Below are 20,732 nucleotides of genomic sequence, written 5' to 3' on the forward strand. Positions count from 1 at the left end.
CCCTAGAGCCCAAGTTCTTTGATCGCTTGGCCGAGCGTGGTGTATGCCTCCTTGGCGCGCTCCGTGAATTCTTCGCTGTTCCAGTAAAGCCGGACGCCTTTAACAATCTTCAGGTAGTTCTCGAAATCCTTGGTCTGCTGCAGTTCGACGACGAGGTCGTTCCAGTAAGCCACGGCTTCCTTTGGCAGCCCTGCGGGCCCGACGAGGCCGTATGTCGCCTCAACGGCGATAGGCTGCCCCATTTCGCCGAAAGTGGGAACGTTTGGATAGATACCGACCTTCTCGGAACCCGTGAAGGCGAGCAGCCTGACTTCCCCCGCGTCCAGTTGAGGGCCATAGTCGGAGGAGACTGAGGCTTCGATATGGCCGCCAAGCAGCGCCGTCATTGCCTCGGAGCCGCCCTTGAAAGGCACGAAGATCGCCCGCGCGCCAGCCTTGCGGAAGGCCGCCTCCGTCGCCAGATGGGCGGCCCCGCGCACAGCCGCCGTCCCCCACCGGAACTTGGACGGATTGTCGACGGCGAACTTCACCGCGTCATCCCAGGTGGCAAAGGGGCTATCAGCCTTCACGTAGAATGCGATCGGCACGGACACGTGCACGGTCACATAGGTGAAGCTGGTCATCGGATCGTAGGGCACCTTCTGGAGATGCGGCGTCGTCCCGTAGGGGCTGACCGAATAGAGCCCGAGCGTGGTGCCATCAGGCTTTGCATCCGCGACTTGCGCCGTGCCGATCGTGGCGCCCGCGCCGGGCCGAAAATCGACCGCCGTAACGTCGCCTTTCTTGTTGCTGGCGAACTCCGAAATCACCCTAGCCGACAGGTCACCCGCACCGCCTGCCGCGAACGGCACAACGATCGTTGTCGGACGGGCGGGATAGGATTGGGCGAATGTCATCCGGGGAAAGCCCAGAACACCGGCGCCGGTCACCCCCAGCCCAGCATGCATGAATTTGCGTCTGGTGATTTTCATGGCATATGTTCCTATTATAGAAACAGTGTTTCGATTATGTATTGTATTCAGCCTCAAAATTTGTTGTCAATGGGTTGGCCGGCGGAAACGGACAGTGCAGGTCTGCTTCGACCAAGCCAGCGGCCCATCAGTAATCAGGACAGGAATGACGGAATGTCTCTCGGCGATACGGCGTTGGTAGCCCAGCTCAAAACCCTTGCGGACGAAAGGCTCGCGCGGGTCCGGCGCAAGATGGAAGCGGAAGGGTATGATCTGGTTGTCGTGGCCAGCCCGGAAAACGTGCTCTATGCCGCCGGCTATGAAAGCATGGGGGCGACGATCAACCGCCGCTACGACTACGCTGCACTGATTACCCGCGACACTGTTCTGCTCGTGGCGCCAGCCGCGGACTTTGCCCCGGCCATCGATGCCGGGCTCATACCTGATGACATCTTTCCGTTTGGAAAATTCTTCTTCAGCGGCTCCACGCCCTCGGCACACACAGCAGTCCGTCACACATCGTTCTCGGACGCTTTTGAAGCTGCCATGCGGCGCGTGCGCGCCAACAGGATCGTGGCTGAAAAAGCCTATCTGCCCCACACGGCAATCGACCATCTGGTCCGCAAGGACGGCGACATCGCCGATGCGACCTCCTGGATGTTCGCCGTGCGGGCGGTGAAGCTGCCCTTCGAAGTCCGGTTGCTGCGCTATGCCACCGAGATCACCCAGCAAGCGATCGATGCCGGCATCACTGCCGCGCGCGTCGGAATGACAGACAAGGAAGTCGCTTCGGTCGTGGCATCGCGGATGTCGCTTGGTGGGGGGCTGCCACGCAATGTCACGGTGGTTGGCGGAGAGCGTAGCGCTCTCGCCGACGCGATGAGTTCGGAGCGACCGCTGCAAAAAGGCGACTTGCTGCGTTTCGACGTAGGATGCAGCTACTACGGCTACAAGTCGGATATGGCCCGCACGGCAGTCATCGGCAAACCTTCCTCCTTGCAGAGCGAGCGCTATACGGCCCTTCTTGAAGGGCTCCTTGTTGCCATCGACAGGATGAGGCCGGGAACACGTGCACGGGACGTGTTCGCGGCCGGCGTTGCGGCGGTTGAAGATCACGGCTTGAAGCCATTCCGCCGCCAGCATATCGGGCATGCCATCGGCATGGCGGTCTATGAGGCCCCGGTCATCACACCGGAAAGTGAGGATATTCTCGTGGCCGGCACTGCCTTTTGCCTCGAAACCCCCTACTACGAGCCAGGTTGGGGTGGAATGATGGTGGAAGATACGGGAACCCTCACCGAAGAAGGCTTCCAGTTGTTCTCCTCATCCGACAGAACCCTTCGCATAGTAGCGGACTAACAGGTTATTCAAACAAGGCCCTGACCTGCATTGGAATAGGTGAAGAGTGGAGAAGGCGAAATCGGCGGCGGGAAGCCAATCGCTCCAGCGTGGACTGGAGATACTGGAAATCCTCGATAAATCGACGACGCCTCTTGGCGTCCGGGAAATCGGGAGACAGCTCGGCCTGAACGCCACCATTGTACAGCGTCTCATCAATACCCTCGCGCAATACAGCTACGTTATGCAGGATGGTGAGACGCGGCGTTACTCCATCGGGTACAGGGCCTTTGGCCTCGGCTGGAGCCTCATCAAGAAGGACCGGCTCATCTCGGTCGTCAAACCCGAACTGGACCAGCTGGCGTCGCAACATCTGCTGAACGGCTATCTCGGCGTGCTCCGCGGCTCGCGAGCGGTCTATATATTGTCGACGCAAAGCGAAGGGCCGATTGTCATCCGCAGCGTTCCGGGTTCGGAAACCTATCTCCACAGCACAGCGCTTGGAAAAGTCCTGCTTGCGGGGCTGCCCGAGGAGGAGGCCTTCCGTCTTCTGACGCAGGAACCACTGGTACAGGTGACACCCAGGACGAAAACAGATGTCGCTGAGTTGATGGAAGAATTGAAGGATGTGCGCAGCCGGGGCTATGCAATGGTCCACAGTGAGAATATCCAGGGCGTCATATCCGTCGGAGCGCCGATCCGCGATGCGACCGACACGACGGTTGCGGCGCTTAGCACCGCCTTCGCCGAGTGGTCGGCGCCGGATTTCGATCTCGCTCAGATCATCGCACTGGTGAAGGAAACCACCCGCCGGATTTCCAGATCAATAGGCAATCATCGCGAGATGCCCTAATGCGCGCTGAATACGCGTGTCTGACGAACGCGGCTCACCCTTGAACGGTACCTTCCACGAAATAGGAAGCGAGCCGGTTCTCGACACGCCCCTAATTAGCGGCCCCGCAGGGCGATCAGGCTGACGTCGATCGTCCGGGCGCGGAAGCCTGCCTCGCAGTAGCAGAGATAGAACTCCCAAAGCCGGCGGAACGGCTCGTCGAACCCGAGCGGCGCGATCTCGGTCCAGCGCTCCAGGAAGCGCCGGCGCCAATCCTTCAGTGTCAGGGCGTAGCTGTCGCCGAACTGGAGCTGTTCGGCCCAGGCGAGGCGGGCTGCGTCAGCGCTGCTCTTCAGCACCGGAACCGATGGGAGGCAGCCGCCGGGGAAGATGTAGCGTTGAATGAAATCGGTGCCCTGCTGGTAGCCCTCGAACAACGCATCGTCGATCGCGATCGCCTGCAGGACGACGCAGCCGCCGGGCCGCAACGAGCGGCTGAGTGTCGCGAAGTAGGATGGCCAGTAGGCGCGCCCCACCGCCTCGATCATCTCGATCGAAACGATGCGGTCGAACTGGCCTGAAATGTCGCGGTAGTCCTGAAGCCGCAGTTCGACACGGCTGGCGAGGCCCGCGGCGGTGACGCGCTGCCGCGCCGCCTCGAGCTGCGCTGGCGACAGCGTGATGGCCGTCACCCGGCAGCCTTCACGGGCGAGCCGCTCGGCGAGCGCGCCCCAGCCGCAGCCGATCTCGAGAACATGCTCGCCACCGGAAAGCCCGAGCATGGCGACGATCCGGTCGAGCCGACGCTGCTGCGCGGCCTCGAGCGTCTCAGTTGGCGCATCGTAGAGCGCCGAAGAATACATCATGCTCGCGTCGAGCCAGTGACCGTAAAAGTCATTGCCGAGGTCATAATGCGCCGCGATGTTGCGACGGCTGCCGCGGCGGGTATTAGCGTTGAGCCTGTGCCGCAGCCGGTTGAGCAGGCGGGCCGGCCAGGTCCCGGTGACGAGCCTGCGCAGTGTCGCATCATTGCGCGCCCCGAGCTCTATCAAAGCGGTCAGGTCCGGGGTCTGGAAGTCACCGTCACGATAAGCCTCGGCCAGCCCGATATCGCCATCGCGCAAGAGGCGGCGCATCGGCCGCCAGTTGTTCAGGATGATCGTCGCCTGCGGCCCCGGCGCGCCTTGCGCGCTGCAAAGCCGCTCGCCGTCCGGCGTGAAGACCGTGAGATGGCCGATGGCGATGCGGGAGAGCAACCGGCGCAGAAGCCATCGCGATGGGGCTATGCCATGCAGCAGGGCGAGCTCCCGGTCTGACACATCAAGACGATGATGGGTGTCGGGCCGGCTCATGGCTGCATCGGTCCTTTCGCATCGGGTGTCACGGCTCTGCCAAGGCTCGACGGGCGCAGCGGCGGCGCTGGATGAGGCTGCCAGCGGATTCGCTTCGCCAGCAGCCGCAGCGCGTGCCAATGGATGGCGGCGGTGACCTTCGCTGTGAGGAGCGGATGCGTAGCAAGCAGTCGGAGGAGGGCGGCATCGCCCAGCGTCATCCTTTTGCCGCTCAGCACCGCCGTGATCAGCCTCCCCCCGGCGTCATGGCCATCGATGGCGATGGAAACGCGCTGCCCGGGCGCTTTGACCGTGAAGGCATACCGCATGTCGAGCCCCATGAACGGCGAGACATGGAAGACCTTGTCAGCCTCCTGCCGAAGCGTGCCTCCAGCCGCGCCGGCGGGCGCGACATAGCTGTGGACTTCGCCAAAGGTGTTATGCACTTCGTAGACGGTGGCGCAGAGGCTGCCGTCGCGGCGGTAGCAGAAATAGGTACTGAGCGGATTGAACGCGTAGCCGAGGATGCGCGGCATGGTCAGCAGTCGGATCGGGCCGCCATCGTGGGCGATCCCGGCATCGGCGAGGGCTGCCTCGATCTGCGGCTTGAGCTGCCGGCCGCTGCGATCCCCGTAGTCTCGATCCTGAAAGGTGTAGAGATTGGAGCGATTGCGGGAGAACAGCCTGAGCGTCGCGGAAAGACGATCGATCTCGTCGAGATCAAGCAGCATCCAGAAGACGCGGTAGTCCAGTTCGTGTGGTCGGGGACGGAACCGATGGTGCCGCACCCGGCCGACATAAAGGGCGGACTGCCAGCTCATGCGGCCTGCTCCGTCACGGCAGGGCTTGGAATGCGCCCGGATTCGTCGCCAACCCGCCAGGGCCGACGCACGCCGCCAAGCGCCTCGGCGACCGCGAGCCCTGCTTGCAGTCCGTCCTCATGGAAGCCCGATCCGAAATAGGCTCCGCAGAACCAGCTGTGCCGGTTGCCCTGTAAGGACCAGAGCCGCGATTGTGCGCGGAGGGCCGCTGCATCGAACAGCGGATGCTCGTAGCTCTCCTCGTGGAGAATGGTCTGGGAACGCAGTGTATCGGGCGGGTTGAGCGTGACGAAGAATGGCTGCTCTTCAGGCAAGCCTTGAAGCCGGTTCATCCAGTAGGTCACCGCGCAGGCGGCGTCTGGCGCGGCTCGGTCGCCGATATGGTTCCAGCTGGCCCAGGCGCGACGGCGCTTCGGCATCAGGGTCGAATCGCCATGCAGAACCGCGCGGTTGCGGCTGTAGCGGAAAGCGGCGAGCGCATCGACCTCGGCCGGGTCCGGGTCAGCGAGCATCGTGAGCGTTTGGTCGGCATGCGTGGCAAAGACGACGTTGTCGAAAACCTCGCTCCAGCCGTCGCCGGAGAGCAAGACCTCGCCGTTGCCACGCAGGACCTGCGTCACCGGCACGCCGGTTCTGATCTCACCCGCGAAGGCCTTTCGCAGCTTTTCCACATAGATGGCGCTGCCTCCTGACACGGTACGCCACACCGGCCTGTCGGTGAGCTGGAGCAGCCCGTGATTGTGATGGAAGCGCAGGAAGGCGGCCGCGGGATAGGATAGAATTTCCGAACAGGGTGCCGACCAGATCGCTGCAGCCATCGGCAGGAGGTGGTCGTCACGGAAGGCGGCGCCATAGCCACCGGCGGCGATATAGTCACCGAGCGAAACATTCGCCCCCACGCCCGCGATCGTGTCCCGCGACGCGTTCCGGTAAAAGCGCTTTATGTCCTGCAGCATCGCCCAGAAGCGCGGGCGCACCAGATTGCTGCGCTGCGCGAAAAGGCCGGCGATGTTAGTGCCGCTGTATTCGAGACGGCCGCCCTCGAGTGAGACGGCGAATGACATCTCGGTCGGCTGGGTGGTGACGCGGAGATGGTCCATCAGGGCGACGAAATTCGGATAGGTCGCTTCGTTGTACACGATGAAGCCAGTATCGACGGCCGTCTCACCGCCGTTACCAGCGACGCAAACCGTGTTCGCATGCCCACCGAGGCGAGGCGCCGCCTCGAACAGCACCACATGATGCTTTTGCGATAACAGCCATGCTGCCGACAGACCAGAGATGCCGGCACCGACCACAGCGATCTTCATCGCCTTTCCCTGCGCCTGCTTCATCGTCGGACCTCCGTTTTTCGTGACGGATATACGAGGCCGAGGCCAGACTGGATTTGCCGTGGTGCGACCAAAAATCACGTTGGGCACGACACCATCGCGCCGGCCGATGAAACCGGCGAGCCGCACGGAACGTACAGAAGACGCATATGCTGAAAGGACAGCCGGCATGACGCGCCTTTTGCTTGCATTCGCCTTGAGCTCAATCTCGATAGGCTGCGCTGCGGCCGGCGATCTCGACGGAACGTGGCTGCGCGACGACGGCAATGCGCGGGTGCGTATCGCGCCCTGCGGCGACAAGATCTGCGCGACCAATCTCTGGATCGGCGACACCAGCAAGGGCGAGGCTATCGGCGACAGGCTCATCATGACCCTGGCGCGCCAGTCCGACGGGACTTTCTCCGGCAACGCCTATGACCCGAAGCGCGATTGGACCTACGCGATCACGATAACGGTGACAGGCGATGCGCTGGTGACGCGCGGCTGCATCCTCGGGCGGTTGCTCTGTCGCGACGTAACCTGGAGAGCGCTGGACTGACAGCCATCAGAAACACGAAGGAGGAAATCGATGATCCAACGGGACAGCGGCCGCGTATATCGCTTATGGTTGCTACTCTCGCTCTGAAGGCCGATGGAATGAGCAGGGCGAGAACCGTCCCGCGAGGAGGACCGTTCGTCGCCTTGATCGACCCCAACGCATTGATCGTCGCGATTGCGCGCTCGGGCGACCGGGAAGCTTTTGCCGAGTTGTTCGACCATTTCGCGCCGCGGGTGAAGGGGATGCTGATGCGCGGCGGAGCCTCAGCCGAACTGGCTGAGGAGATCGCGCAGGAAACCCTGCTGGCGGTCTGGCGCAAGGCGGCGCTGTTCGACGCCAGCAAGGCGAGCGCCTCGACCTGGATCGCCACGATCGCTCGCAATCTGCGCATCGATGTCGCTCGCCGCGAAACGCGCTCGCGGTTGTCACAGATCTACGAGATCCTGGAGGAAGAAACCCCAGAGCAACCCGATGCGACGCTCTTCGACGCTGAACGCGACGAGCGCGTCAGGGCGGCGATGACCCAGCTTTCTCCCGATCAGTACCGTGTGGTCGAGCTTGCCTTCCTGGAAGGCTTCAGCCACCGCGATGTCGCCGATCGCCTTGCCATACCGCTGGGCACTGTGAAGTCCCGTCTGCGCCTCGCATTGGCGCATCTGCGCGGCCGGCTGGAGGATCTGCGATGAGCACCTCGCATCGCCCGTCCGACGAGACGCTCGCCGCCTTTGCCGCGGGACAACTCGATGAGGGACTTGCCCTGGTGGTCGCCTGTCATGTCGAGGCGGAGCCGGAGAGCCGCCGACGCCTGCGGGAACTGCAGGCGATAAGCGGCGCGTTGCTTGACGCCATCGAGCCGGTCGCCCTGACCTCCGGCTTGCCCGATATCGGGGCCGTGACGCGGGACGCCCCGCTGACCGCAAGCGTGACCCTGGCTCGTGACGCGGGGTTGCCCCGGGTCTTGCGTCCCTATGGCCTCGGCCCCTGGCGGCCGGTCGGGGTCCGCATCGCGATGAGACGCGTGGAGGTTCCAGGCGCCGAGTCGCGGGTCTTCATGTTGCGCGGCGGCCCGGGCATCGCCCTGCCGCACCACAAGCATAGCGGCCTCGAATGGACCACGATCCTCAACGGCGCGTATACCCATGAATATGGCCGCTACGCGGCCGGTGATTTCGACGAGGCCCAATCCGAGCACGAGCATACGCCGCGCGTCGATCCCGCAGAAGGTTGCACCTGTATCGTCGCTTTGACGGGCAAGGTGATTCTTCAAGGGTGGCTTGGGCGGCTGCTTCAGCCGCTGGTGCGGTTTTGACAATCGCATCCTTCGCCGCGGCCCTTCTTCTTGCTGCTGTCTCCATGTCGGCCTTCATGGCTTTGGCGACGGTGATCGAGCGCCGCACCGGCAATTCCGGCTGGATCGACGCCGTCTGGACCTTCGGGGTTGGCATCACCGGTATCACCGGTGCGTTGCTGCCCTTCGGCGCGGGAGCGGCGTCGCGACGCGTGCTCGTTGCCACGCTCGCGCTGGTCTGGATGCTCCGGCTCGGCCAGCACATCGCGCGCCGCACGCGCGGCATCGCGGATGATCCGCGCTATGCGAAGCTCAAGCACAACTGGGGCAGCGCCGCGCCACGGCGGATGGCCCAGCTGCTGCAGATGCAGGCCCTGGCCAGCATCCCCCTGGTGCTGGGCATCGTCCTCGCCGCGCATAGCCCCGCGCCCCTTCCCGCGTGGGGCGACCTCACGGGCGTGGTCATTTTCGCCGCCGGCCTGGCGGGTTGCGCTGTCGCCGACGGGCAGTTGCGTGCCTTCACCCGTTCTGGCCATGGCGGCGTTTGCGATCGCGGCCTGTGGCGCTGGTCGCGTCATCCCAACTATTTCTTCGAGTGTCTGCTCTGGTGCTCCTATGCCGTGATCGCGCCCGCCGCCGGCTACCCCTGGGGCTGGCTCGCCCTGTTGGCGCCGGCCTCGATCACGCTGCTTCTCACCCGGGTCTCCGGCATCCCGCCGCTGGAGGAGCACATGCTCGCCAAGCACGGCACGGCCTATCGTGACTATCAGCGCCGAACCAGCCCCCTCATTCCGCTGCCACCCAAGGGAGTGACGTGATGACAATCATGCAAAGGCTGTCGAGCTGGGCCGAAGGGCTGCCTGTTCCCGACGCGGTTAGCCGGATGGTCATCGCGTCGCTGATCGGAAGCACGGATCGTTCGCTGGGGGCAGCGCCACCTGATGTAGCTACCTTCGTGCGCGAGATGGCGTCATTTCCGATCGCGGTTCATACCGATGCCGCCAATGCCCAGCACTACGAGGTGCCGGCCGCGTTCTTTGAAGCGATACTCGGTTCGCAACGGAAATACTCTTGCTGCTACTACGCTGATGCCCGCGATACACTCAATACGGCGGAGGAGACGGCGCTGACCCTGACTGCGGAGCATGCCGATCTCGCGGATGGACAGGCCATCCTCGAGCTCGGTTGCGGCTGGGGTTCGCTGTCGCTGTGGATGGCGACGCATTACCCGAAGGCGCGAATCGTCTCTGTCTCGAACTCGGCCTCGCAGCGCGCCTTCATCGAGGCAGAGGCCGAGCGCCGGCAGCTCACCAACCTCGACGTTGTCACCGCCGACATGAACGATTTTGCGACAGACGAGCGTTTCGACCGCGTCGTGTCCGTGGAAATGTTCGAGCACATGGCGAACTGGCACACGCTGCTCGGGCGGATCCACGGATGGTTGAAGCCGGATGGCCGGCTCTTGATCCATGTCTTCGCCCATATCGAGGGCTGCTATCGCTTTGATGCCACGGACGCAGGCGACTGGATCGCGCAGCATTTCTTCACGGGCGGACTGATGCCGAGCGCGGCGCTGGCGCATCAGTTCCCCGATCTGTTCGCCGTGGAAGCCGAGTGGCGCTGGAGCGGGACACACTATCAGGCCACGGCCGAGCACTGGCTGGCCAATTTTGATCGCAATCGCGCGACGATTGACCCAATCCTGCGAACAGTCTATGGCCCCGCGGCGCCGCTGTGGCGCCGGCGATGGCGGCTCTTCTTCCTCGCGACGAGCGGGCTGTTCGGTCACGCCGACGGCGAGGCCTGGGGCGTCCATCACTACAGGTTGCGCGCCGCCTGATATGTAAGGACGGGCCGCCGAAGCTTACACCCATCCCCATTCAGCCGCACGGCGGACGACGATATAGGCGACCCATGTGCACAGGCCGACGGCGACCGTGCCATAGACAAGATCCACGACCGTGATCGTCAGTGTCCAGGGCCGCAGGGTGGCGTAGTTTGTCAGGTCATAAGTCGCATAAGCTAGCAGGCCGATGAGCGCGCCATTCAGGAGTGCGGCATTCGCGCTGCCGTAGCGAAGCGCCGGCATCAACGCGAAATGAACCACACCAAGTGGAAAGCCGAAGTAGAACAATGCTGCCGGCCAGTAGCGGACCTGCTCGACGATGAGATCACCTAGCGCGGGGCGATAGAGCTTGCCCGTCATCGTACCCAGCCAGATGGCATCGCAGATTCCGAATGCGATGAGGAAAGCGATGTAGCCGGCGGCAAACTTCATGCGGATCACCTTGGTTTTGCCGTATGATACGCTGAGAACGCCGAGGTGGTTCAGTCGGTGATGTCACAAATGCTCGGCGTGAATGTGAGCAGCCGACGATGCCGTCCAATGGTCGGCGCGATGAGGGTACGCCATTGTCAGCAGATCCCGCCCATCGTTTCCGCATCAGGTGAAGCTTGCGACGCCCGACGGGGCGATCACAACATATGTGACGAACTAATCGCATTGGGTGGAAATTCGTCACGGTGGCCGAGATGATCCTCGCCGAAATCGGAGGCGAAAGTCGAGGCGCGAAGGCGCCATTTGCCCATCAGTTCATCTGGTATGCCAACCGTCGATACGGCATACTGCTACGGTTTCGGGGGAGTCAAAGGGGCCACGATCGGTATAATGGATTTCGCCGAGCGTGATGGGATGGAGCCGTCTTTGGGGTGCGACGTGAGAGTAGGACTAGGCGAGCCACAGCATTCCGATAATCCCCTTCAAACCAATATCCGGTCGGACAGTTGTGATCTGCGGTTTGACGCAATCTGTCGGCTGGCTCGCGCGCTCTTGTCAGCACCGGTTGCCATTGTCCATCTTCGGGGTACGCCGACCCGCTGGACGGACTTTGCTCCGGAAGCACGGTCATGGCGCTGGTTGCAAACCGTGCCGCTCGAACCGCCTGCCGACGTGGTCGAGAACCCCTGGCTGATCGGCGATACGCTCGATCTCGGGAACGCCGGCTTAGGCTGGCTCGATGTTACGCCGCAAGTGCGCTTTGTTGCCGGCGTTGCGTTCGGGCCGGAAGGGGAGGGACTGCTCTCCCTGTTCGATATTCATCCGAGAGGGTTTTGCGGCAAAGAAGCGAGGCATCTTCGGGACCTCAGCGTAATTGCAGGCGAGAATCTGGAGTTGCGCCGTAAAGCGCAGACAGAGTCACAACAGGCCGCCGATTTCCGCCTGCTTGCGGAAAGTTCCACCGACACAATCGTGCGTGGCACACCCGACGGCGTCCGCCGCTATATCTCGCCGTCGGTGAGGGCGCTGCTGGGCTACGAGCCGGAGGAATTGGTCGGTCGCCGCGCAATTGAAATCGTCCATCCCGACGATGAGCCCCGTTTCAACAATCTTATGCAGCGGCTTCATCGCGGCGAGTTCGAGATCGCCGAGATCGAGATTCGGCAACGGCATAAGGATGGATCCTGGATCTGGATGGAGGCGGCCATTCGCCTGACGCGGGAACCTTTAACGGGCGAATTGACGGGCTATGTCGCTTCAGTGCGCGGCATCGAACGACGTAAGGAATTGGAGACGCGGCTCGAGTATCTGGCCTCGCACGACACACTGACGGGCTTGCCCAATCGCGCCGTATTTGATCAGCATCTCGCTGAAGCGATAGCCAAGTATAGCCTCTCTGGCCAAGGTTTTGCTCTCCTGTATCTCGATCTCGATCACTTCAAGCGCATAAACGACACCTGCGGACATCCCGCCGGCGATGCTGTGTTGCGCGCCGTGGCTCAAAGGCTGCGTAGTGCGCTGCGGCCGAGAGATGTGGTCGTCCGAATCGGGGGAGATGAATTCATCATACTGCTTGAAGGATCTGCTGAGCCTGGTGATATCGCGGTGATTGCGACGCGCCTGATCAGCCGGTTAGACGAGCCGGTCGCGCATGGGCAACAGAAGTTGACAGTCGGTGTCAGCATGGGCATTGCCTGCGCACCGGAATGCGGGATCGAGCCAGATGGTCTGATCGCCGCTGCCGACCGGGCGCTCTATGCCGCCAAGCAATCCGGTCGAGGCTGTTTCCGACTGGCGCGGACGAAATGACATACGAAATGGCTAGGATAGCTAACGCGATCGGCCAATTTCGTTGCTCACTCTGGATGAGTTAACGAAAGAACTTGGCCATCTTGCTGAATAGTCCGACCAGTCCACCGCGCAGGAGCATGACGCAGAGAACGAAGAGAGTGCCCTGGATGATTGTGATCCAGGCGCCAAGTGCAGCGAGCTGATTCTGCAAGGTGACAATCACAGCCGCCCCCAGGATCGGGCCGAAGAAGGTCCCTGCCCCGCCCAGCAGGGTCATCAGCACGGCTTCCCCCGACATCTCCCAATAGACATCGTTCAGGGTCGCTACGCTGAAGACAAGCGACTTCATGCCGCCCGCAAGCCCGGCAAAGGCAGCGGAGAAGATGAATAGCCGAAGCTTGTAACTGTTCACGTGGTAGCCAAGTGAAATGGCGCGGGGCTCATTCTCACGGATCGACTTCATCACCTGGCCGAAAGGCGAGTGAATGATCCGGTGCATCAACAGGAGCGCGAGGAAGAACACGACAGCCACGAAGCAATACATGCCACGATCACTCGCAAGCGGGATCAGCGAAAGGAGATTGCCGCGCGGAACGCCCTGGATGCCGTCTTCCCCGCCGGTGAAGGGCGCGCGCAGCGAAGCGAAGTAAACGAGCTGGGCGAAAGCGAGCGTGATCATGGCGAAGTAGATGCCTTGCCGCCGGATCGCCAGTGCCCCAAACACCAGCGCGAGCAGTGCGCTCGCGCCGACGCCGCAAGCGATCGCGAGTTCGGGTGTCAGGCCGAGATCGCGCGCGGTCCATGCGGTGATGTAGCTGGAGGCTCCGAAATAGGCGGCATGACCGAACGACAGCAGGCCGCCATACCCCAGCAGAAGGTTCAGGGAGCAAGCCAACAGGGCGAAACATATAATCTTCATGACGAAGAGTGGATAAAGCACGAACGGCGCGACGGTCAGCAAGGCGAGCAGGACGCCGAAGTAGATCATATGCTGACGTGACATGCCGAGGCCAGTTGATGTCCCGCCCTGCGCTTGCATAGAGATACTTGCCATTTCAGCCGAGCCTCCCGAACAGGCCCGCAGGCTTTATCATCAGCATGATGGCCATGATCACGAATACGGCAATGTTGGCAGCCTCAGGGTAGACGAATTTTGTCAGCCCCTCGATAATGCCGAGCGAGAAGCCGGTGATGATTGAGCCCATGATCGAGCCCATGCCGCCGATGACGACGACGGCGAAGACCACAATGAGGAGATTGGCGCCCATGTTCGGGCTGACCGAGTATATCGGTGCAGCCAGAACACCGGCAAAGCCTGCGAGCGCTACTCCGAATCCGTAGGTCAGCGTGAGCAGGCGCGGGACGTTGACACCGAAGGCCTCCGTCAGATTGGGGTTTTCTGTCGCGGCTCTCAGATTCGAGCCAAGGCTTGTCCGCTCGATCACGAACCAGGTCGCCAGGCAGACAACGACCGACACGGCAACAACCCATCCGCGGTAAAGCGGCAGGTACATGAAGCCGAGATTGACGCCGCCTTGGAAGACAGGAGGCATCGAATAGCTTTGGCCGGACACACCATAGATATTGCGGAAGGTCCCCTCGATGATCATCGCCAAGCCAAAGGTCAGAAGAAGACCATAGAGGTGATCGAGCTTGTAGAGATGGCGGATGAACACGCGCTCAATCAGCATTCCCAGAATACCGACGATGATCGGAGCGATGAGAAGCGCGGGCCAGTAGCCGATGCCGAGATAGTTGAGCAGCATCCACGCCAGGAGCGCACCCATCATGTAGAATGCGCCATGTGTGAAATTCACGATGTTGAGCAAGCCGAAGATGATCGAGAGGCCGAGACTCAACAAAGCATAGAACGCGCCATTGATAATGCCGAGCAATAACTGCCCAAAAAAAGCGGGCGCGGAGAGGCCGAGTGCTTCAAACATGTATCGAGTCCCCCCCTGCCGGGACTGTCGGACCGCGACGCATCAGACCCCCAGATACTTGTTCAGTTTGGACCGGCTGGACACGAATTCGCCGCAACTGATCTCATCAACGACGCGCCCTTGCTCGACAACGAAATGCCTGTCGGCGATCTCGCTCGCAAAACGCAGATTTTGCTCAACCAGCACAATGTTGAACTGCATGGCCTTGAGCTTGCGAATGGTCACCGCGATTTGGTCAATGATGATCGGAGCAAGGCCTTCGGTCGGTTCGTCGAGAAGTAGTGTCCGCGAGCCTGTGCGTAAAATACGCGCAATTGCCAGCATTTGCTGTTCGCCGCCCGAAAGCTTGGTTCCCTGGCTACGCAGCCGAGCGCGTAGGTTTGGGAAGAGGTCGAATATGGCATCTTCGGAGAGCCCGCCTGGTTTGATGACCGGTGGCAACCGCAGGTTCTCCGCGACGTTCAGACTGGAGTAGATACCACGCTCCTCGGGACAATACGCAACTCCGAGGCGGGCTATCTGGCGCGTGGGCAATCCGATTGTCTCGTACCCGTCGACCAGCACCGAACCAGCACGCCGCTCCAGCACGCCCATGATGGCCCTAAGCGCCGTTGTTTTGCCCGCGCCGTTGCGCCCCAGCAGCGCGATCACTTCCCCCGGGTATAGCGCCAGCGCCATGCCGTGCAGGACATGCGACTCCCCGTACCAGCCGTGAAGGTCACGCAGCTGCAGCGCAGCGACATCCTGTTGCACGCCGCCGTGCCTTACCTCCTCACGCATGATTGGACCCCAGATAGGCTTCCTTCACGCGCTCGTCGCTCGCAACTGTCTTGTAATCTCCTTCGGCGATGACCTGCCCGCGACATAGCACCGACACACGGCTGCACAGCCGCGAAACGACCGACAGATTATGTTCGACCATCAGCAGAGTGCGCTTTTGAGCGACCCGCTCCAGCAAGATGACGATCCGCTCGATGTCCTCGATAGCCATTCCGGCCGTCGGCTCGTCAAGCAGCAGCACTTCCGGATCAAGCGCCAGCGTGGTGGCGATTTCAAGGGCCCGCTTGCGGCCGTAGGACAGGGTCATTGCCGCCGCCCCCTCGAACCCGGCGAGACCCACGAGCGCAATCAATGACCGGGCCTCATCCTCATAGGACCTGAGCACCTTTTCGCTGCGCCAGAAATCGAAAGAGCTCCCCCGGCGGCGCTGCAGGGCGACGCGCACATTTTCAAGCACCGTCAGTTGTGGAAAGACGGCCGAAATCTGAAACGAGCGAACGAGTCCCATTTCCGCCACCGTGGCCGGACTTGATCTCGTGATGTCCCGACCCTTGTAATGGATGGTGCCGCCACTTGGCGCGAGGAACTTCGTGAGCAGGTTGAAGCACGTCGTCTTGCCAGCGCCGTTCGGGCCTATCAGGGCGTGTACCGATCCCTTGCGGACTTCGAGGTTCACGCCATCCACGGCGACAAACCCCATGAACTCCTTTCGCAGGCCCGATGCGGACAAAACGATATCTTCCAACGTATCCTCCATTGAACAACTTTCGCTCCGCCCCGCAGGGCACCGGCGTTGCGCTCGCGACCGGACGATCCGGTCGCAGTGCTCATCCGGATCGCTACTTCTTGTTCATGATGTAAGGGCACTTGCCGTCGGCGAGAGGACGCGCCGCGCGCTCCCCTTCAACGACTGACGTAATGGTGTAGATATCGTATTTCGACTTCGACTGGGATGGCTCCTTTACGCGCAGGAAGTACATGTCATGCACCATGCGCCCATCCTCGCGTAGCTTGCCGCTCGGCGTGAAGTCATCTTTGATTTCCATCGAGCGAAGTGTCTCCAGCACATTATCCGCCTTGTCGGTGCCGGCCTTTTCGATGGCTTTCAGATAATTGAGAACGGCAGAATAGGTCGCCGCCTGGCCTTGGGCGGGTTTCCTTCCGGTCTTCTTCTCGAAGCGTTCAGCAAGGCGGCGCGTCTCGTCGCTGAAATTCCAGTAGAAGGCCTCGGTCACCTGCAACCCCTTTCCGGCGTCGAGGCCGAGGGCGGCGACATCGGCCATGGTCGCGGCGAGGCCCACCAGGGTCTGGCCGCTGTCGGCAAGGCCGAACTCCTTGGCCTGCTTCGCGGACTGCGTGAAGTCCGAGCCGCTATTCGCAAAGGCGACAACTTCAGCGCCCGATGATTGCGCCTGCAGGAGATAGGACGAAAAATCGCTCGAATTGAAGGGATGGCGAACGGCGCCGACGACCTTGCCGCCACGAGCCTGAATGACCTTCGTGGCATCGGCCACGAGCGCGTCACCGAAGGTGTAGTCGGCCTGTATGAAGAACCACGTCTTCTTGCCCTGATCCAGCAGGGCGTTGGCAGTTGTCGTCGACGAGGAATAGGTGTCTGACATCCACTGAACGCTATTGGGTGAACACTTCTCGCCGGTGAGCACCGAGGAGGATGCGCCGACCAGCAGCATCACCCGGCCCTTGTCACGCACGAGGTCTTGAAGAGCGAGGGCGATTGCAGAGTTGGTGATGTCGACGAGGACATCGACTTTCTGCCGGTCGAGCCATTCACGTGCGATCGTCAGGCCCACATCCGGCTTGTTCTGATGATCGGCAGAGATCAGCTCGATTGGAACGCCGTTGACCTTTCCGCCGAAGTCCTCGATAGCAAGCTCGGCTGCGGCCACGGCGCCTGGGCCAGTCGCCGCACTATAGGGCCCACTCAAATCGGTCAGCACTCCGATCTTGATGACGTTGTCCGAGATCTGCGCCGTCGCGATACCTGCCATAGACAGCGCGAGCGTGCCCGCAAGGCCAACGGTTGATACGAGTTTGTTCAGCTTCATTTCAAAGTTCCCCCTTTGGGGTCAGTCGGCTGCAATACCTGCCGCGCCGAAGCCAAAAAACGCATGTCGGGCGGGGTCACCTGACCCGGTCGATGCAATTGCGGATGATCTCGGCCGCGGCGAGCCGCGAATCGGGAACGGTCACGAACTGGTCCCCAGCCACGGCCTTTGCATGATTGGCGAACTTGTCGTTGACATTGCCGCAGATCGTGTGCGCCCGGCCAAGGCCGGCAAGCCGATCAGCGACGGGGTAGGATAGCACCGCTTCCCACATATCCGGATATGTCCGGTAGTTCTTGAGATAGGCCAACACCTCAATGGTCAACCTGTCTGGGCGCACATCGGGATCGTTCTTGCGGATGCGGTCGATCTTGCGTTCATACCAAGGCCAGAACAGCTCCTGGTCCCGTGTCGCATGCCAGAGACGGATGAGATGCGAACCGTCCCAATCGAGTTTGATCGGCTCCGCATAACGCGGCGCGACTTCATCGCGCTCGTTGGCGTTCAGCGTCGGCGGACTGTCGAGCACGAGCGCCCCCACCATCTCTGGCGCAAGGTCGGCCAACGCGACGGCGACGGAAGCGCCGCCATGGCGACCATAGACATCGGCTTTCGCAATGCTGAGCTTTGCCAGGGCTTCGGCAACCAGCCGGGCGCCGCGCGGGACGTCATGCTTTGCTTCGGCGAAAGCATCTGAATCGCCGCAGCCTGGAAGATCAAGCGCGATGACCTCGCGGTCGAAGGACAGCAGTTCGGGCAGCGTGTCGAGCTGGGTCGCTGAGCCCGGCGCGGGCGGCAGCATGACGAGCGGCGGGCGGCCACCGGCCTTCCCCCAACGACGGACGAAGAGCTGTCCTTCGCCGAGGTCGACATAGTCGTGCGTGACGCCGACGGCGCGCCGCGAAGGCGGCTTGATCGGCGGCGCATCCGGCCATGCCGGCACCCCCTGCATGATTTCGATCTCCTTCTGCGCGCCGGCGTCGCGGTCGAGCGGCATCGGCTCAATGCGGCAGCAATCGGGAAGCGGCCTTGGCAGGAGATCGAGAGCGGTCAGCAGTGAATCATCGGGATAGGCAAGGAATACGGTTGGAACGCGCAGATGCGGGATCGGCTCTTGCGCGCGGTATCGGAACGCGGCCGCATAGGGCTCGACGTATCCCGTCCACACGTCGAGAATATCAACCACGCCGCGGTGGATGTGCTCGGGCGCCGGCACGCTGCAATTGGCCCTGGTGACGCGTCCGCTGATGTTCCATGGCCAGAAGAGGTTCTGCTCCCGATATCGATACCAGAGCCACATCAAATGAAGTCCGTCCCAAGTCTTCTCCATTGTGGGGAAGTAAGTATTGAGACGGCGCGTGCGTTCGTCTTCGGTGTAGACGGGATAGCCGTCGAGCAGCGCGATGGCCGTCCGCTCCGGATAGCGCCTTGCAAACTCGGCACAAATGCTCGCGCCGGTATGGGATCCATACGCCGCCACTTTGGAAATGCCCAGGGCGTCGAGGGTCTGAGCCAGCGCGATCGCCTGGTCCGCGATCTCGGTCGTGGGCGTCGGCAGCGGCGACGAACGCCCGAGCCCGCAGGAGTCGATGGCGATCGCGGTGAAGTGTTCCGAGAAGGCCAGAGTCTGACGGTCCAGCGTCTGCGATGACGTCGGCGACTGCCCGAAGAGAACCACAGCCGGGCCGCGGCCAGCATACCGGAAGTGGACCTGCCTGTCGCCAACCGTGACGAAGCCGCGCCTGATACGACGATGCGAAGCCGTCAATTATTCCTCCCCTTGCAGCCCGCCATGTCTTGCGCATGGGCGGTATTGTTTGAAATTGTTATCGATAACATGTGGGTTCCGCAACCCGCGTCAAACAAGATATTTTTCAGCGCGGACTAAATACCGGCACCCGGATCCCTTCGTCCGCATCCGCGAAGCGAACCTTGACGTGCATACCAATCCTGAGGGCATCTACATCGCAATCCACGATGTTCGTCAGCATGATCGGTCCCTCGTCAAGTGTGACATAGGCGGTAACGGTGCTCGGCCGCTCGCGTCGCATAACAGTGTAGGTGTGGATGACGCCGGTGCCCGCCACCTCCTGCCATTCCGTGTTGGCGCTGTGGCAGAACGGGCAGATGGCGCGCGGGTAGTGATGGGCCTCGCCGCAGTCGATACAGCGCTTGATGACCAGAACTCCGCGTCCAGCCGCCTGCCAGTATTCCTGGTTCTCGACGTTGGGCTTGGGGGTCTGCATCTTGACTGCTTCTTCCATCTTCATTCCCTTTCCAGAATAACTGTCGCGCTGCCGTGACGGCTGGCGAGCCAACCTCCGGTTCCATGAGCCAGCGCCAGGTCGCAGTTCGGCACCTGGACAGCTGGATGGGCTTCGCCGCGGAGTTGGCGCACCGCTTCCAGAACCTTGGTCATGCCGCCACGATTACCCGGATGGTTGTTGCAGAGACCTCCGCCATCCGTGTTCACCGGTAGCCGGCCGACGCCGGAAATCAGCCGACCGTCCGCTACGAAGCGCCCGCCCAGGCCTTTCTCACAGAAGCCGAGATCCTCGAGCTGGACGATGACGGTGATGGTGAAGCTATCGTAGAGCGATGCGTATTTGACGTCCGCCGGCCTCACGCCGGCCTCCTCGAAGGCGATCGCTCCCGATTTCACGCCACCGCTCTCGAGGATGTTGGCCCTGCCGCCGCGCAGGTCACGTATGGCCTCACCGGCACCGCGCACCTTGATCAAGGGACGCGACAGCGATCTCGCGATCTCCGGGCTGACGACGACTATGGCCCCGCCGCCGTCGCTGACAACACAGCAGTCGAGTCGGTGCAGCGGGTCAGCGATCATCGGCGACTGCAGGACGTTTTCGACGCTGACCACATCGCGCAGCATTGCATGCGTATTGTGCTGTGCGTGATGCGAGGCAGCGACTTTAACCCATGCGAGTTGCTCGGGCGTGGTGCCATATTCGTGCATGTGGCGCATCGCCACCATCGCGTACTGATTGAGCACGGACGAGCGATAGGGGTATTCGAACGGGAGTTCGGGCACATCCCAGTTCGGCGGTGGGTTGGCGCTGAGGCCCGCGCTGCGCGGACGCCCAGCCAGCGTGATCAGCGCAACGCTGCATTTACCCGAGGCGATGGCCTGCGCCGCGTGAGATATATGGACAATTGGCGCCGAACCACCCGTCTCGGTCGTATCGACATGACGAACGTCAAGGCCGAGATATTCGACCAGGGAGATGGGACCGAGGCCTGGCACATCGTTGTCGCAGAAGAAGCCATCCACGTCAGCCATCGTCAAGCCAGCATCGGCGACCGCACCGATCGCGACCTCGGCGTGCAACTGGGCGAGCGACTTGTCCGGCGCCTTGCGCGTCGGGTGCTCGTAGATGCCGGCGATATAGGCCTTGTCGCGTATAGTCATTCCGTTTCCCGTCTGCTG

General features: G+C 62.0%; 21 protein-coding genes. 8 read left to right on the plus strand and 13 right to left on the minus strand.

The genetic code is table 11. The features are described 5' to 3' along the window. Positions 1–2: 2 nt before the first annotated feature. Positions 3–971, minus strand: coding sequence for a Bug family tripartite tricarboxylate transporter substrate binding protein (locus KIO74_RS25160; RefSeq protein WP_213337744.1), 969 nt, complete (start codon positions 969–971; stop codon positions 3–5). Between KIO74_RS25160 and KIO74_RS25165 the strand changes: the two genes are divergently transcribed. Both KIO74_RS25165 and KIO74_RS25170 read left to right on the plus strand, forming a co-directional pair. After that, entirely contained in the window at positions 942–2,309 is a 1,368-nt protein-coding gene (locus KIO74_RS25165; protein WP_213337745.1) for a M24 family metallopeptidase, read from the plus strand. The genes KIO74_RS25160 and KIO74_RS25165 overlap by 30 nt on opposite strands. A 46-nt stretch (positions 2,310–2,355) precedes the next feature. Then, entirely contained in the window at positions 2,356–3,141 is a 786-nt protein-coding gene (locus KIO74_RS25170; protein ID WP_213337747.1) for an IclR family transcriptional regulator, read from the plus strand. 95 nt (positions 3,142–3,236) lie between these two features. On the opposite strand, the gene KIO74_RS25175 is transcribed toward KIO74_RS25170, so the two are convergent. Genes KIO74_RS25175 through KIO74_RS25185 form a run of 3 tightly spaced genes read right to left on the minus strand, consistent with a single transcriptional unit; the run spans position 3,237 to position 6,606 of the window. Next, positions 3,237–4,472 carry an SAM-dependent methyltransferase gene (locus tag KIO74_RS25175; RefSeq protein WP_213337748.1) on the minus strand — a complete coding sequence of 412 codons (1,236 nt, stop codon included), beginning with the start codon at positions 4,470–4,472 and terminating at the stop codon, positions 3,237–3,239. Continuing rightward, entirely contained in the window at positions 4,469–5,272 is an 804-nt protein-coding gene (locus KIO74_RS25180; protein ID WP_213337750.1) for a DUF1365 domain-containing protein, read from the minus strand. Before KIO74_RS25180 ends, KIO74_RS25175 begins: the two co-directional genes overlap by 4 nt. Further along, the gene (locus tag KIO74_RS25185) at positions 5,269–6,606 is read right to left on the minus strand and encodes an NAD(P)/FAD-dependent oxidoreductase (protein ID WP_213337752.1); all 1,338 of its coding nucleotides are present in this window, start codon (positions 6,604–6,606) and stop codon (positions 5,269–5,271) included. Before KIO74_RS25185 ends, KIO74_RS25180 begins: the two co-directional genes overlap by 4 nt. Positions 6,607–6,772: 166 nt before the next feature. Between KIO74_RS25185 and KIO74_RS25190 the strand changes: the two genes are divergently transcribed. From KIO74_RS25190 to KIO74_RS25210, 5 genes are all read left to right on the plus strand, one after another. Then, complete coding sequence (locus KIO74_RS25190) at positions 6,773–7,141, plus strand: DUF2147 domain-containing protein (RefSeq protein ID WP_213337754.1); 369 nt, start codon at positions 6,773–6,775, stop codon at positions 7,139–7,141. Between the two features lie 98 nt (positions 7,142–7,239). Next, entirely contained in the window at positions 7,240–7,827 is a 588-nt protein-coding gene (locus KIO74_RS25195) for a sigma-70 family RNA polymerase sigma factor (RefSeq protein WP_213337755.1), read from the plus strand. Then, positions 7,824–8,450: a ChrR family anti-sigma-E factor gene (locus KIO74_RS25200; protein WP_213337756.1), complete on the plus strand. Its 627-nt coding sequence runs from the start codon at positions 7,824–7,826 to the stop codon at positions 8,448–8,450. The genes KIO74_RS25195 and KIO74_RS25200 overlap by 4 nt, the downstream gene beginning before the upstream one ends. Next, a complete protein-coding gene (locus tag KIO74_RS25205; protein WP_213337757.1) occupies positions 8,447–9,247 on the plus strand; it encodes a DUF1295 domain-containing protein in 801 nt (266 codons plus the stop codon). The genes KIO74_RS25200 and KIO74_RS25205 overlap by 4 nt, the downstream gene beginning before the upstream one ends. Next, complete coding sequence (locus KIO74_RS25210; protein ID WP_213337758.1) at positions 9,247–10,269, plus strand: SAM-dependent methyltransferase; 1,023 nt, start codon at positions 9,247–9,249, stop codon at positions 10,267–10,269. Before KIO74_RS25205 ends, KIO74_RS25210 begins: the two co-directional genes overlap by 1 nt. 24 nt (positions 10,270–10,293) lie before the next feature. On the opposite strand, the gene KIO74_RS25215 is transcribed toward KIO74_RS25210, so the two are convergent. Further along, positions 10,294–10,707 (minus strand): DUF2177 family protein, encoded by a 414-nt coding sequence (locus KIO74_RS25215; RefSeq protein ID WP_213337759.1) that lies wholly within the window; start codon positions 10,705–10,707, stop codon positions 10,294–10,296. 390 nt (positions 10,708–11,097) lie between these two features. On the opposite strand from KIO74_RS25215, the gene KIO74_RS25220 reads away from it, so the two are divergent. Further along, the gene (locus tag KIO74_RS25220; RefSeq protein WP_213337760.1) at positions 11,098–12,516 is read left to right on the plus strand and encodes a diguanylate cyclase domain-containing protein; all 1,419 of its coding nucleotides are present in this window, start codon (positions 11,098–11,100) and stop codon (positions 12,514–12,516) included. A gap of 61 nt (positions 12,517–12,577) precedes the next feature. Here the strand turns inward: KIO74_RS25220 and KIO74_RS25225 are convergent, their stop codons facing one another. The 8 genes from KIO74_RS25225 to KIO74_RS25260 all read right to left on the minus strand — a co-directional run bounded on the left by KIO74_RS25225 (position 12,578) and on the right by KIO74_RS25260 (position 20,714). Continuing rightward, on the minus strand, positions 12,578–13,552 hold the full coding sequence (locus KIO74_RS25225; protein ID WP_213337762.1) for a branched-chain amino acid ABC transporter permease: 975 nt from the start codon (positions 13,550–13,552) through the stop codon (positions 12,578–12,580). Between the two features lies 1 nt (position 13,553). Beyond that, positions 13,554–14,441, minus strand: a complete 888-nt coding sequence (locus KIO74_RS25230; RefSeq protein WP_213337764.1) for a branched-chain amino acid ABC transporter permease — start codon at positions 14,439–14,441, stop codon at positions 13,554–13,556. A gap of 42 nt (positions 14,442–14,483) precedes the next feature. Then, the gene (locus KIO74_RS25235; protein ID WP_213337766.1) at positions 14,484–15,221 is read right to left on the minus strand and encodes an ABC transporter ATP-binding protein; all 738 of its coding nucleotides are present in this window, start codon (positions 15,219–15,221) and stop codon (positions 14,484–14,486) included. Continuing rightward, positions 15,214–15,978: an ABC transporter ATP-binding protein gene (locus KIO74_RS25240; RefSeq protein ID WP_213337768.1), complete on the minus strand. Its 765-nt coding sequence runs from the start codon at positions 15,976–15,978 to the stop codon at positions 15,214–15,216. Before KIO74_RS25240 ends, KIO74_RS25235 begins: the two co-directional genes overlap by 8 nt. Before the next feature lie 82 nt (positions 15,979–16,060). Then, entirely contained in the window at positions 16,061–17,287 is a 1,227-nt protein-coding gene (locus KIO74_RS25245) for an ABC transporter substrate-binding protein (RefSeq protein ID WP_213337769.1), read from the minus strand. Between the two features lie 76 nt (positions 17,288–17,363). Further along, positions 17,364–19,055, minus strand: coding sequence for an alpha/beta fold hydrolase (locus KIO74_RS25250; RefSeq protein ID WP_213337770.1), 1,692 nt, complete (start codon positions 19,053–19,055; stop codon positions 17,364–17,366). A 106-nt stretch (positions 19,056–19,161) separates the two neighbouring features. After that, on the minus strand, positions 19,162–19,551 hold the full coding sequence (locus KIO74_RS25255) for a Zn-ribbon domain-containing OB-fold protein (protein ID WP_213337771.1): 390 nt from the start codon (positions 19,549–19,551) through the stop codon (positions 19,162–19,164). A 2-nt stretch (positions 19,552–19,553) separates the two neighbouring features. After that, positions 19,554–20,714, minus strand: coding sequence for a thiolase family protein (locus KIO74_RS25260; RefSeq protein WP_213337772.1), 1,161 nt, complete (start codon positions 20,712–20,714; stop codon positions 19,554–19,556). Between the last annotated feature and the right edge of the window lie 18 nt (positions 20,715–20,732).

Origin of the sequence: Chelatococcus sp. HY11 (assembly GCF_018398335.1) — a bacterium.
GTDB lineage: Bacteria > Pseudomonadota > Alphaproteobacteria > Rhizobiales > Beijerinckiaceae > Chelatococcus.

Excerpts from the sequence above, each read along its gene's own strand:
- KIO74_RS25165 (WP_213337745.1), top strand. The coding sequence starts at position 942 with ATGCATGAATTTGCGTCTGGTGATTTTCATGGCATATGTTCCTATTAT.
- KIO74_RS25160 (WP_213337744.1), bottom strand. The coding sequence starts at position 971 with ATGAAAATCACCAGACGCAAATTCATGCATGCTGGGCTGGGGGTGACC.
- KIO74_RS25175 (WP_213337748.1), bottom strand. The coding sequence starts at position 4,472 with ATGAGCCGGCCCGACACCCATCATCGTCTTGATGTGTCAGACCGGGAG.
- KIO74_RS25180 (WP_213337750.1), bottom strand. The coding sequence starts at position 5,272 with ATGAGCTGGCAGTCCGCCCTTTATGTCGGCCGGGTGCGGCACCATCGG.
- KIO74_RS25185 (WP_213337752.1), bottom strand. The coding sequence starts at position 6,606 with ATGAAGCAGGCGCAGGGAAAGGCGATGAAGATCGCTGTGGTCGGTGCC.
- KIO74_RS25190 (WP_213337754.1), top strand. The coding sequence starts at position 6,773 with ATGACGCGCCTTTTGCTTGCATTCGCCTTGAGCTCAATCTCGATAGGC.
- KIO74_RS25195 (WP_213337755.1), top strand. The coding sequence starts at position 7,240 with ATGAGCAGGGCGAGAACCGTCCCGCGAGGAGGACCGTTCGTCGCCTTG.
- KIO74_RS25200 (WP_213337756.1), top strand. The coding sequence starts at position 7,824 with ATGAGCACCTCGCATCGCCCGTCCGACGAGACGCTCGCCGCCTTTGCC.
- KIO74_RS25210 (WP_213337758.1), top strand. The coding sequence starts at position 9,247 with ATGACAATCATGCAAAGGCTGTCGAGCTGGGCCGAAGGGCTGCCTGTT.
- KIO74_RS25215 (WP_213337759.1), bottom strand. The coding sequence starts at position 10,707 with ATGAAGTTTGCCGCCGGCTACATCGCTTTCCTCATCGCATTCGGAATC.
- KIO74_RS25220 (WP_213337760.1), top strand. The coding sequence starts at position 11,098 with ATGGATTTCGCCGAGCGTGATGGGATGGAGCCGTCTTTGGGGTGCGAC.
- KIO74_RS25225 (WP_213337762.1), bottom strand. The coding sequence starts at position 13,552 with ATGGCAAGTATCTCTATGCAAGCGCAGGGCGGGACATCAACTGGCCTC.
- KIO74_RS25230 (WP_213337764.1), bottom strand. The coding sequence starts at position 14,441 with ATGTTTGAAGCACTCGGCCTCTCCGCGCCCGCTTTTTTTGGGCAGTTA.
- KIO74_RS25235 (WP_213337766.1), bottom strand. The coding sequence starts at position 15,221 with ATGCGTGAGGAGGTAAGGCACGGCGGCGTGCAACAGGATGTCGCTGCG.
- KIO74_RS25240 (WP_213337768.1), bottom strand. The coding sequence starts at position 15,978 with ATGGAGGATACGTTGGAAGATATCGTTTTGTCCGCATCGGGCCTGCGA.
- KIO74_RS25245 (WP_213337769.1), bottom strand. The coding sequence starts at position 17,287 with ATGAAGCTGAACAAACTCGTATCAACCGTTGGCCTTGCGGGCACGCTC.
- KIO74_RS25255 (WP_213337771.1), bottom strand. The coding sequence starts at position 19,551 with ATGGAAGAAGCAGTCAAGATGCAGACCCCCAAGCCCAACGTCGAGAAC.
- KIO74_RS25260 (WP_213337772.1), bottom strand. The coding sequence starts at position 20,714 with ATGACTATACGCGACAAGGCCTATATCGCCGGCATCTACGAGCACCCG.